This is a genomic window from Cellvibrio sp. GW822-FHT04B05 (assembly GCF_058800985.1).
In genome coordinates, this window is record NZ_JBXAMU010000005.1 from 350,249 (window position 1) to 362,519 (window position 12,271).

General features: G+C 44.1%; 9 protein-coding genes. 1 reads left to right on the plus strand and 8 read right to left on the minus strand.

The genetic code is table 11. The annotated features are described in order from the left end of the window. Position 1 precedes the first annotated feature (1 nt). From AC1RJL_RS17290 to thrH, 4 genes are all read right to left on the minus strand, one after another. Positions 2–2,560, minus strand: coding sequence for a beta-N-acetylhexosaminidase (locus AC1RJL_RS17290; protein WP_492916293.1), 2,559 nt, complete (start codon positions 2,558–2,560; stop codon positions 2–4). 70 nt (positions 2,561–2,630) lie between these two features. Further along, on the minus strand, positions 2,631–4,235 hold the full coding sequence (locus AC1RJL_RS17295; protein WP_492916295.1) for a discoidin domain-containing protein: 1,605 nt from the start codon (positions 4,233–4,235) through the stop codon (positions 2,631–2,633). A gap of 164 nt (positions 4,236–4,399) precedes the next feature. After that, positions 4,400–7,228, minus strand: a complete 2,829-nt coding sequence (locus AC1RJL_RS17300; RefSeq protein WP_492916297.1) for a TonB-dependent receptor — start codon at positions 7,226–7,228, stop codon at positions 4,400–4,402. A gap of 530 nt (positions 7,229–7,758) precedes the next feature. After that, a complete protein-coding gene (gene thrH / locus AC1RJL_RS17305; RefSeq protein ID WP_492916299.1) occupies positions 7,759–8,376 on the minus strand; it encodes a bifunctional phosphoserine phosphatase/homoserine phosphotransferase ThrH in 618 nt (205 codons plus the stop codon). A 171-nt stretch (positions 8,377–8,547) separates the two neighbouring features. Here thrH and AC1RJL_RS17310 point away from each other — a divergent pair, with 171 nt between their 5' ends. Then, positions 8,548–9,273, plus strand: a complete 726-nt coding sequence (locus tag AC1RJL_RS17310) for a phosphoadenylyl-sulfate reductase (protein WP_492916301.1) — start codon at positions 8,548–8,550, stop codon at positions 9,271–9,273. A 49-nt stretch (positions 9,274–9,322) separates the two neighbouring features. Here the strand turns inward: AC1RJL_RS17310 and AC1RJL_RS17315 are convergent, their stop codons facing one another. The 4 genes from AC1RJL_RS17315 to AC1RJL_RS17330 all read right to left on the minus strand — a co-directional run bounded on the left by AC1RJL_RS17315 (position 9,323) and on the right by AC1RJL_RS17330 (position 12,254). Continuing rightward, positions 9,323–9,853, minus strand: coding sequence for a hypothetical protein (locus AC1RJL_RS17315; protein ID WP_492916303.1), 531 nt, complete (start codon positions 9,851–9,853; stop codon positions 9,323–9,325). Positions 9,854–10,066: 213 nt separating this feature from the next. Beyond that, positions 10,067–11,326, minus strand: a complete 1,260-nt coding sequence (locus AC1RJL_RS17320) for a tetratricopeptide repeat protein (RefSeq protein WP_492916305.1) — start codon at positions 11,324–11,326, stop codon at positions 10,067–10,069. Positions 11,327–11,380: 54 nt separating this feature from the next. Further along, complete coding sequence (locus tag AC1RJL_RS17325; protein ID WP_492916307.1) at positions 11,381–11,800, minus strand: ExbD/TolR family protein; 420 nt, start codon at positions 11,798–11,800, stop codon at positions 11,381–11,383. Between the two features lie 34 nt (positions 11,801–11,834). Beyond that, positions 11,835–12,254, minus strand: coding sequence for an ExbD/TolR family protein (locus tag AC1RJL_RS17330; protein WP_492916309.1), 420 nt, complete (start codon positions 12,252–12,254; stop codon positions 11,835–11,837). Positions 12,255–12,271: the final 17 nt, after the last annotated feature.

Below are 12,271 nucleotides of genomic sequence, written 5' to 3' on the forward strand. Positions count from 1 at the left end.
ATTAATCCAAAGTAGCGGTCTCACTGACAACTGAGGCAACCCGGCTACGCAGGAGCACCGGCGAGCTACCGACATCCACTTCAGATTGATAAGTAAACCATGACTTACCACCATTGGTGCTGTATTCAATTGCAAGTCCAGGCAATGAACTGTTTGCACTAAGTTTTCCGTTGGTTCTTAACCCACCCGGTGGAGGTAAATAGAATTTAGCGCCTGCTTGTTCCAACTTTGGTAATTCTTTTGTAACCAGTACCGAAGAAAAATCCCTCCACTCGGCTGTGCGTTTTTCCGTATTCGGAGTATCACCTTCCCAGCCCGCCTTAAACCATGCACGCTCTGCCAACACCATTACTCGTGGGAAAACCATGGTCTGCAATTGCTCTTTGGTTCTAATCGTTTCAGTCCACACCTGACCTTGCATCCCAAGAACATGTTCAGGTTTTTTAAGAGGAGGCAAAATGCGGCCGACCAAACCATCCAGGTTGGTAATCTCAGCGCCGGTAAATGTCCTATCCGCATTGGCATACAAATTATCTGGCATAAAACCAAATACTTTTGCGAGGTCGGTATAACGTGTTGCCCAATGATAGCCGCGCTCCCCTGCACTCGCTTCGTGTGGATGGTCAAAATACAAATGGGTCGCACCGGAAATAACAACGTCGTAACCATTGTTAGCTAAACGGTGCGCGCGATCAGCCACACCAGCTTCCCAAATATTATCCCATGCATTAGCGATCACACGTTTATTCTGTAATTGCTCGCGATTAAAAGTGTTGTTCGGGTCATACATCAACCCATCTTCCCATCCCATAATATCGAGGCCGCGTTTGTTGGTAATTTCTGAAATACGCTGCACAAAATAAGGTTTGAGATCAGCAACACCGGTAACACCTCGATCATTGTTAGCGAACAATCGGTCACATGCGGGCGATGCAGTCCATGAACCTACACCAACTTCATCGCCACCCATATGAAACACATCCAGCTTCTGACCGGCTTTGCGGTACATTTGCTGTAGTTCATAAGTCACCTTCTCGATGAAGGTATAGGTAGATGGCAAACACACATTGACTGAATTATCGGCATAACTTTGTACTGTCATGTACTGGGATTTATCTTGCGGATCGCTCAATAAATATTGCTCTGCGGCTTCTTTATTACCTGCAGCCATAAACTTTTTGTAGCGCGCTTCCATCGATTTAATTGCAGCGCGCGAGTGACCCGGCATATCAATTTCAGGAACAACTTCAATATGGCGCTGTGCAGCAAACTTAACGATTTCGGTAACATCTGCAGCGGTTAAATACCCATTACCAACCGATGTTTTATTTGGACCATTACCCAATTGCGGCATCAAGCATTTTGTTTCCGTTGGATCAAAACAGCGAAATGCCCCTACTTCAGTCAATTCTGGCAAACCGGGAATTTCAATTCGCCAGCCTTCATCTTCGGTAGCATGCAAATGAAGTTTATTCAGCTTGTAACGTCCCATCTGTTCAACAAGCGCAAGCACCGAGTCTTTGCCGTGAAAGTTACGCGCGATATCGTAGTGCATGCCACGCCACTGGGCACGAGGCTCATCGAAAACACGCAAAGCGGGAATGGATTGCGCAACTGATTTTTCGGCAGGCAGCAAGCTCAGGAAGCTTTGCACTCCGTAGAAAATTCCCGTTGGCGTGCCGGCAGAAATGAATACTTTTTCGCTGGTTATGTTCAACTCGTAAGCTTCAGGATTGGTAATTTTTTTATCAATGCTCAGCTCAATAAGTTGTTTTTTGGAGCTACTATTGGCGACACTACTCTCCAGTATCAGGCCCGACTCGCGTAACCGCTGCTGCAAATAATTCGCTTCAAATGCAAGCCCGCCAACTTCAACAATCGCCCAATGACTATCAAGTTGTGCACTGCCCTTGCTATAAGTTACGTTTTTCGGGGTGGGAACGATTTTTACTTGGTCACTACTCAATCCCAACTGATTAATCACCATATTATCTTGATAACGGCTTTTGGTCGTTACTACAGGGTAAAGATCCCTGGGAATATCAAAACGTAAAAATTGTTCCGGCTTAATAAATGGATCGACAAACTTTACAAGCTCTTCGGTATCAGTATTAGCAAATACGGCTGAATCACCTGCCGTATTAGCGATAAAAGCACGCGGCATAAAATCGCTGTAACTGACAATGTGACCACGCGCAGTGTATGGAAATTGCAATGAACTCCCGACTGCCAAGCCTGGGAATTTATCGGTAGGTGCAATTTCGTAAAGATCCCCTTGCAAACGCTTAAAGGTTAATTCAGTGGAAGCTGTCGATAAAACGCGCTTGACCGAATGGATATAGATTTTCCAATTGGATTTTCCTTTCGGCAGTGCAACGGAAGAATTGTTATTAACGGTAACCAGCGCTTTAAACACACCTTCCTGACCGAAATTGCTCACAACCCCGAAGCGCAACTCAGCACTATTACCAAAGTTTTTAAGATCACTGGATGATAGATCAGCGAATACAGGGCCAGCAGATAGAGCAAGCCCCATGCATAACATATATTTTTTCAACATTCTTCTTTTACCTCTACAACAGCTCCGCAATGGAGCAAATCAAAAAAAGCGGCATTGATTAAATATGGAATCAATAGACTTCAAACTCGTACAAAGAAAATCCCCATTGAGGCAACGCTTTGCCAGTGCCATTAATCCTGACGTAGCGAGCAGATGTATTTAAGCCGGTGTGATCATTCACAAGACTGGTATTACCCGTATAGGAGCGCAGCGTCGTCCAAGTGTTGCCATTATTGGAAATCAATATTTGATAATCGGTAGCGTAAGCAGGATCCCACGTCAGCTTCACGCGGGAAATTGCAGCTACCGATCCCAAATCTACTTGAATCCATTGCGAGCCCGAATATGCACTTGCCCAACGGGTTGTAGTGGTATTGCCATCGACAACTTTTGCTGGCTCATATCCCGCCGCAATAAATGATGAAGCGGTAACTGGTTTTCCTAGCGCAAGATTTATTGAACCACTGCAACTTGTAGCTGATGTTAAATTCGCAGCCGTTGAGGTGAAGCTGGTGGGATTAGCAGTGTCATAACTAATAACCCGTGCCGCGTAATTTGCAAAATCCTGCGCAGTGATATTGGATATAACCAATGAGGCAGTGCGCGCACCCGATATATTTCCGCCATTTACCAGGCATTTGCCATTTTTAAGCCAGCAGTAATTTTTATTGGTTGCCGAGCTGGCTACCGTAAAGGTTTTTGTCTGGCCGACACATGCAGTTTGGTTAGCGGGATTGCTGGTAATGTGATTGGGTCTTGAAGCGTAGATTGCCGGAAAGTGGTTATAGAGAAACCAGTTGGAACCAATCACCTCAATATTATTTTTCCAATTAGCCGTAATGGCGTTATAGCCCGCAAGCCAGCTTTTATAGGCTTTGTCGTTGGGATTAGTTGCCAACCAATTGCCCATAAAATAAGTTTCTGCATCATCAGTTGTCGATGGGCCTTCATTGGAAAAAATGGGTATCACTTTGACTTTGCGACTCGCACCGGCGAGATATTGCAAACGCTCTATACCGTAATTAATGATGTCCGTATCTGTCTGGCGATAATAATGAACCAGCACACGATCAACCGCATCGCCAAGGCGAACACCTTCCGTTGCGGTAATCCAGCCGATATAAATCTCAGTAATTAAATTATTAGCGATGGCGACAGTTTTAAAATAGTTAAGGATATTAATGGTCGCATCGAATTCGGCCGCGCGATTGGTAGTGGAGCGCCAAAACTCACGTTCAACATTCAACACATCAATTCTTTCATTAGCAACATGGCTATTGTTGTAAGCAACAATATTGTCTGCAAAATGCGATTCAGCTAATGCAGCACCAATCTGTTGCACACCATACTGGGTTTTAGCGCGCGAAATGAGCGATGCCAATTGGGTAGCACGAGTCGAGTTAGCGACCAACCCTTGCAGGTCATACATAATGAGATAGTTAATCCCATTGTCGCGCGCGAATTTGAGCATTGCATTTTCTGCAGTGGTATTGCCTAACACACCGGCAATTCGGCTGGTTGAATCCAGCTTGACGTACATTGCATTAATTTGTGTACAGCTACCGCCTACAAACGCATTACATGTTTGTTGGGCACTTGCAAAATTACTCAGGAAAAAAGCAGCGATAAATAGAAAAGATATTTTTATAAAAGAAGCAGCGAGTAAGTTTTTCATATGACACCTTTATCGGATAAGCAAAAAAATTATTGTGTGCTTGCCTTTATCTACAGCAAAGATGTGGTCCATTACGCAGCAAATCCTGTTCAATACAAATTTCATACAAAAGGGTAAAAAGGCCCGGCCGAAGCCGGGCAAACGGGAGTCACGACGAGAGACTTTTAGAATTTGGCACGAACGCCAAATGTGTACAACGCGCCGGTATCTTCAAAACCGATGAACTGGTTTTTGTAGCGGCCATATTTGTTGACTGTTTCACCGGTGACGTTGCTGCCCTCGACAAACACGGTAAATTGTTCTGTCAGGTCGTAGCTCGCACTGACATCGAACGCCCCGTAAGCGTCATAATGGACAGGTTCGCTGCTTGGTCCGTTAGATACACGGCCGAGAAATTCGGTCCGGTAGTTATAGGCAACACGCAATTGCAGACCATCTTTATCGTAGAAAACCGTAGCGTTTCCGGTATCACTGATGCCTGGCAACGCAAATGTTTGGATTGCTCCTGCTGCGCTCAGTGATGCATTGCTGTTCACAAAGGTGTAATTACCTGAGAAACCAAAACCGTTATCAAACACATGAGTCCAGTTAATTTCAGCACCTTCAATAGTGGCCGTTTCACCGTTTTGTGGGCGTGTAACAGTAAAATTTCTCCAATCAGGATCTTCAACGGTAACAATGCTTTCAAACGTTTCCGGCAAACTCATGGTCACGATATAATCATCAATCTCTTTTTTGTACAAAGCGATAGCAAACATATTTGCATCGCCGTAGTAGTACTCAAATGACAAGTCCAGGTTTTGCGATAAAAATGGTTTGAGATTCGGGTTGTTACCGCGCGCCGTGCGGACTGAGGTAGTCGTTGTCTGATATGACGTATATGGAGCCAACGCAGTCAATGTTGGGCGAGTTAATGTCTCGCTGAATGCAGCGCGAACATAAAAATCATCAGTGACTTCAAGGCGCGCATTAAGTGATGGTAACCAATTGTCGTAATCATTTTTCATCGCAACAGCGGTACCGGCTTCATCTGCGAATTGCTGCACCAACCAGGGCGATGGTGGTCTGCCTGGTTCAGCAGCTTCACGCTCAAGGCCGACCAATACTTGTGTAGTACCTGAAGATGTCAACGCGGTATCGGTGTAACGCACGCCACCCGACAAATGCAACGGCATTGCGAAAACTTCAGTATCAGCTGCAACATCTAAATAGAAAGAGGTAACGTCTTCTTCAATAGTGGAAGAGTCGTTGGATTTAACCGCATCCCAACTATTTCCGTTAGCAATGAACGCTGCTTTTGATGCGATGCCGGCAGGTGTATCCGCGCGGGTACGACCATCAATGTTTTCTGCCATCCAGTTGCGATAGGCAACCGGGTCAATCATATAAACATCACCGTTCAGGCCACCAAATACGTTACCCGGTTTTAAAACACCCTTAATAATGGAATCGGTATCCATTACTTGTTGTGTTGCCAAACCGTGATACATACGACGAATCAAATCAGGTGTTGACCAGTATTCGGTAGTTTTTTCTGCAACGGCATTGTTAGCACCAAACTTTACTTGCGAGAGAAATGAGTCAATTGGAGACCACTCGAAATCAACCTTGAACTCATGGTTTTTAGCTTTATTGTAAATACCATCATTCGAATTAATACGCGCACGCAAATCTTTCATATTCACGCTGCCCATTTCAGGTGTAATAGCAGCCGGATCTGCATACTCAAGGGTAGGAATGCCACCGTTGGAAGTCATGATATAACCGGGTCTATCCAAAAACTCCACGATGTACAAACGATCCAGACCACGGTTATCAAGAATCGCATCGGACATGGAAATATCCGCGATCATTTTCCATTCGTCAGAAATATCCCAAGCTGCATTAAATCCACCCACATTTGATTCAGTTGGACGCTCGGTGGTCGTCAACAAATGCGCGTAACCAGTGATGTTGTAACCAACGTCGTAACCGTGGTTGATCACATTGTAGTAACCGTGCTCATCAACCTTATTCACAGGCGATAAAGTCGGCGCCCACATGTAAGAGCCGGTTGAATATTTTGAAGTGGAAGTGTCGTACTTCGAATGGATAATATCGGCAGTCAGCACGAGATCATCGGTAGCTTGTAATTGCAGCACCAAATTGCCACCAATACGCTCACGCGTTTCGTTGGTGATACCGGCATACAAACTCTGGATGCGGTAAGTATCTTCTTCCAAACCATCACCTGAGTATGCGTAACCGCCCGCCCATCCTTGCGAAGGATTGGTGAAGTTTAAAAATGGCTCTTCGATGGTTTTGGAAATATGTTCGTTTTCAACGGTGTATTTAGCACTGGAGCGCTCTTGGTAAGTCAACGATGCCAGCACGCCGAACTTGGCATCGTTGAACGTATTGCTGATAACCAAGGAACCCTGTGGGCTAGTGTCCTCACTATTCTCTTCGTAAATACCTTTGATACTACCTGCTGCGTGAAAACCATCAAAATCAAAAGGACGCGCAGTAACGATATTAATAGTACCGCCCAAACCACCCTCTTTAAGACCAGCATTGGAGGTTTTGAATACATCAACCGTGCGCACCAATTCAGATGCGAGCGTATCGAAACTGAATGCGCGGTCCTCGTTTTCAGTTGCCGGTGAACGGCCGTTGATCGACACCGCAGTAAAATCCGGGCCAAGGCCACGAATACTCACAAAACGCCCCTCACCACCGGAGCGATCAATCGCTACACCGGGGATACGTTGCAGCGAGTCGGCGACGTTGTTATCAGGAAATTTACCCAAATCTTCTGCTGTGATGCTGTCTGATACCAAATCAGACGTACGCTTCTTATCAATAGCGCGCGCCAAGCTCGCAGCAATACCGGTAACAACAATTTCTTCCAGCTTTTCATCGGCGTCTGTTTCGGCCGCATGTGCGCTCCCCAGCATCAGGGTCGAGGTCATGGCTGCAACCACCGCCAACGACATTTTTGATTTTATGAACATAACAACGTCCTCCTCGGACTTTTATTTCTAGTTAGTTATATTTCTCGTGGGTAGCGTGGTCTTGCACTTGAACCCCTCAACCAAACATTTGGATGTCTTTCCAATGTAGATGGCTCGTCCATTGAGACGGGTCAGCGTCCTTCGTAAATCTCTCTAAACCAGGGCCTCTTCGTGTACTGATCCGACCTGATTGAATATCTTTTCAGATACCAGTGGAGCAATAGTCGCCCAAGCGAACCACCCCGTCGCTTCACTTTGGCGCCGTACATAAAATGCTCCGGCTCAGTTTCGACAGAAAAGCGACTCGCTTTTAATTAATTGATTTATAAAGGTTTTGAGGAGGACAACATCATTAAAGTGGGCAAAATAAGTCCAACGACTTATTATTTTTTATGGTGACAAGGCGTTATGGATAAAAATAGGAAAGGGATAATCCTGGTGCTACCAAAAATCGAACTAGCGCAAATAGGCCAGAATAAAAAAGGGCCGAATAATCGGCCCTTTTCCAACACCAAAATTTGCATCGAAAATTATAAAGAGAGTTGACGATTGCTAGCTTTGATAAATTCTGTTTTCAAATCTTCGTAAGTGTGAACAGCCGGGAATTGTGGAAATTGGTCAATCACATTTTGCGGCGCATGGAATAGAATTCCCTGATCCGCTTCAGCCAGCATAGTCGTGTCATTATATGAGTCGCCCGCTGCAATAATGCGATAATAGAGAGTCTGCAATGCCAACACTGATTGACGTTTTGGATCGCGCTGACGCAAGGTGTAACCTACCACCATACCACGCTCATCTACATTGAGACGGTGACACAGTAACGTCGGAAAACCTAATTGACGCATCAATGGCTGAGAGAATTCATAAAACGTATCAGATAGAATAATTACCTGAAAACGCTCACGCAGCCAATCTACAAACTCAACTGCACCATCTAATGGTTTAAGGGTCGCGATTACGTCTTGAATTTCTTTCAATCCGAGATTGTGTTGTTCCAATATGCGCAGACGCTGTTTCATTAGTACGTCATAATCAGGAATATCGCGAGTGGTAGCTTTGAGTTCTTCGATACCAGTGGCTTTCGCAAATTCAATCCAAATCTCAGGTACCAATACCCCTTCCAAATCCAGGCATGCAATTTCCACAGCGACCTCCAAAACGGTTAATAATAAGGCGTTCAAGCCAAAAAGAGTGGCGGCAATCTACCTGTTTTGAACAGCTAAAGCAAACCCGTGCAAGCTCGTCTGCTTGGGCTGGAAGCCCTCCTCTGGTATCCTGACCAGCATACTTATATAGAATTACCGTGAGCAGCTGAAATGACCGAACACCTAATCAACCTCATCGACCTGGATGCTAAACTCCAACAGGAAAGTCCACAAAAAGTCATTAAATATGCGCTAAACCAGTTCGACAATATCGCCATTTCCTTCAGTGGAGCTGAGGATGTGGCATTAATTGAAATGGCCCGTAATTATCGCCCGGATATACAGGTATTCTGCCTGGATACTGGCCGCTTACATCCAGAAACATATCGGTTTATTGAAAAAGTGCGGAAGCATTACGGTATCAAAATTGATGTGCTATCACCCAACGGCGATACTGTGCGTGCACTCGTACAAGAAAAGGGATTGTTCAGTTTTTATGAAGATGACCATAAAGAATGCTGCGGCATTCGAAAGATAGAACCATTACGCAAAAAATTATTAACGTTGGATGCATGGATTACCGGACAACGTAAAGATCAAAGCCCTACCCGCACCGAAATCCCTGTCATTCAAGACGATAAATTATTTGCTCGTCCGGGTGCCAAGCTAACCAAATTTAATCCGCTCTCAAATTGGTCATCCAAAGAAGTGTGGGATTACATTCGCTTGTGCGAGGTTCCTTATAACGAGTTGCATGAACGCGGATTTATCTCAATTGGTTGTGAACCATGCACCCGCCCCGTCGCACCGGGGCAACATGAACGCGAAGGTCGCTGGTGGTGGGAAGAGGCCACAAAGAAAGAATGCGGCCTGCACGCAACAAACGTGGACAAATAACTCAAATATCGATACTAGCTGTTTAGGCATGTGCATTAATCCTGGACAGCTAACACGTTCCTTTTAGAAAAGCATCCACCAATTCAATAGATCGTATACGTTTGAAATTGTTTGATAGCTTTCGATGGAACCTATATAAGTAAGCCGCTGTTGCGTTTAGCACGACAACAAAACTTTCCAGGTCGGAAATATCCACCGATTGGAGAACTAGCCCATTCGAATCAGTTGAGTCCCTTAACCGCATAATGAGGCCATCCTCACTTTCTGCTTCTGGCACCCAATAGGAACAAATCCAATCGTTACGCTCCCGCTCACATGCCAAACAGCGCTCAACCAAAGCATGCAAAGTTTGGTCTAATACCCCCAACTCCTGAAAACTATGCGACCTACGTATTAAATTATTCATGGCAGGGACTTTTTGCTCGAACGTCATGCCATTTAATAAGGTGAGACCTTGCACCATAGGTGAATCCAGGCCGCCTAAAATCAGCCCATCAATCCCCTGCTCCAATGCTCTGAATGAAACAACTATTTGCCCCAGCAATTCATATAGACGAGTTTTTTTGGGAATGTAGCTCATGCAACACCTCAGTTAAATTATCACCCGCAAGCAGAAAACCTGCGAAAAGTGATGTGACACCTTGGCATATAAACACACATTTAAAACCAAGAGGAATAACAGAGGATTACAAGGAGAGAAGAGAATTTAACAGCAGAAACCAAAAACGCCCATGCAATCAAGATTGCATGGGCGCTTATTATTTAAATGTTACCTAAATAACTTTTTTAAATATTATTTAACACTGCCAGCATGAATAACCCATAGACGAGACATCAATGCAAGTTTGGATGAAGCTGGAACTTTCTTAAATGCTTTAATAGCCTCATCTTTATTCTTCAGACCCAAGTAAGCAATACCTAAATTGATATTCACGTCATCCTGAATCTTAATGCCACCTTTTGCCAAGCCTTTAGTAAATGCATTTACCGCATTTTGATATTGGCCGTGCCCCAAATATGCTTCACCGATCTTCACAAGCGCTTCACCATTTGGCTTACCTAATGCTTCTTTTTCAAGCGATGGCAATAATGCCACGTCTTCAGCTGCCTGTTTCTTGGCAAGAGCGAGAAGCTTTACTTCACGATCTTTAGTCGCACCTACACCCAATTTACCTTTTGCAAAGCCGTCTTCCAGGAAGAACTTGGCATCACCAGGGTTAGTAGTAGCGAGAGCCAATTCAGATACTTCGATGTATTCGCTCTGCCCCATCAACCCTCTAGCGTGCAATAAACGCAAATACATAATAATTTGACGATCACTAAAAGAAGAGTCTGATGCATATTTAAACATATTTGACCAGTACTGGTCAGATGGAAAACTAGTTAACAACGCTTCCAATGTCGTAATTATTTCTTTTTCCTTATTCTGATTGTACTGAGCACTCAGCAGCAATTTGAGCCAATCTTCTTTAACAGCGGTATTTTTAGCTTTAGCAGTCTTGATAAGAGACTGGATAGTTTGCTCAGACTTGGCAAAATTATTTTGCAAATAATATGCTTCAGCTAGCTGACGCATTACTTCCAGATCATTAGGGTTATCTTTCAAATAACGCTCACTATATTGAACAGTTTTAGCGTAATTTTTCAATGAAAAATATAATTGAGAGATAGTCAACAACCGCTTAGGCACTTCTTCAGCTTTGAATTGATTCGATGCCAGCATGGTTTCGTAAGTCGCCGCTGCGCCGGCATAATCTTTCAGATTCATCATGCAGTACGCAAGCATTTCATTAATAATTGCGTCTTCAGCGGGGGTTTTCCCAGGAATTGCAGCTGCTTCTTTGGTCTGGGCAAGCGCCTCTTTCCATTTTTTAGCAGCCATTAATTCTCTTGCTTTTTTCAGTGGCTTACCCACTTTTGCGCTTACTTGCTGAGTTTCTGCGGCTTTAGCAGCATAAGCAGGAGCCGAACCACTAACCGAAACGACAGCGTATGAACAAATGCTAATTAAGCCAACCTGTAAAAAAGTGCGAAAATGCTTAGTAACGTACATAAACATATTTATCCGTTGAAGTAACTATTAACAAAATTGAAAGCACAAAACCGCTTACTCAAATTTTTCGTTGCCTATGATACCAATGTTATCCAAGCCTAAACGCTGTGCAGTTGCAAGCACCTGGGCAACAACATTGTATTTCGCGAGCTTGTGTGGCTTCAAATGAATTTCAGGTCTTGGCTCGGCACTCGCAGCATGTAACATATAATTTCTAAGCATATTACCATCGCGAACAACATTACCATCCCAGCGAATAACTCCGTCAAAATCAATTTCAATAGACACAATTACCGGTTTCTCAGTTGGAGGTGGAGAAGTGGTAACAGGCAAATCCATTTTCACTGCGTGAGTTTGAACTGGCAGTGTGATAATTAACATAACAATTAGAACAAGCATCACATCGATGAGTGGGGTGGTATTCATTTCCACCATTACGTCATCATTTGATGAATTACCAACATTCATACCCATGTTATATCACCTCAGGTATTAGTAAGATTTCAGATTAACGTGTAGGTTCAGTAATAAAACCTATTTTACTAATCCCGGCGCGTTGACAATACAATACCAAACGACCTACATGTTCATAACGTCCGTTCAAATCACCACGAATATGAACTTCTGGCTGAGGACGCATCATTGTAATAGTTTTCAATTGTGCAAGTAGAGCTGCCTTGTCAGACAACCTTGAATCATTCCAGTAGTATTCACCGTCTTTAGTAACGGCAATTACAATATTTTCAGGCTTGGTTATTGTCGGTGTGTTGGAGACATTAGGTAGAGCTACCGGAACCGTCTTGATTACTACAGGAATAGTGATCAGGAAGATAATCAACATCACTAACATAACATCTACAAGCGGGGTTGTATTGATCGTTGAGTTGAGCTGGTCATCACCATCACCAGACGATATATTCATACCCATGATATTGCTCGCTTTAT

Bases quoted from the DNA above. Each gene is read 5' to 3' on its own strand.
- AC1RJL_RS17300 (WP_492916297.1), bottom strand. From the start codon at position 7,228: ATGTTCATAAAATCAAAAATGTCGTTGGCGGTGGTTGCAGCCATGACC.
- AC1RJL_RS17310 (WP_492916301.1), top strand. From the start codon at position 8,548: ATGACCGAACACCTAATCAACCTCATCGACCTGGATGCTAAACTCCAA.
- AC1RJL_RS17295 (WP_492916295.1), bottom strand. From the start codon at position 4,235: ATGAAAAACTTACTCGCTGCTTCTTTTATAAAAATATCTTTTCTATTT.
- AC1RJL_RS17315 (WP_492916303.1), bottom strand. From the start codon at position 9,853: ATGAGCTACATTCCCAAAAAAACTCGTCTATATGAATTGCTGGGGCAA.
- AC1RJL_RS17320 (WP_492916305.1), bottom strand. From the start codon at position 11,326: ATGTACGTTACTAAGCATTTTCGCACTTTTTTACAGGTTGGCTTAATT.
- AC1RJL_RS17290 (WP_492916293.1), bottom strand. From the start codon at position 2,560: ATGTTGAAAAAATATATGTTATGCATGGGGCTTGCTCTATCTGCTGGC.
- AC1RJL_RS17330 (WP_492916309.1), bottom strand. From the start codon at position 12,254: ATGGGTATGAATATATCGTCTGGTGATGGTGATGACCAGCTCAACTCA.
- AC1RJL_RS17325 (WP_492916307.1), bottom strand. From the start codon at position 11,800: ATGGGTATGAATGTTGGTAATTCATCAAATGATGACGTAATGGTGGAA.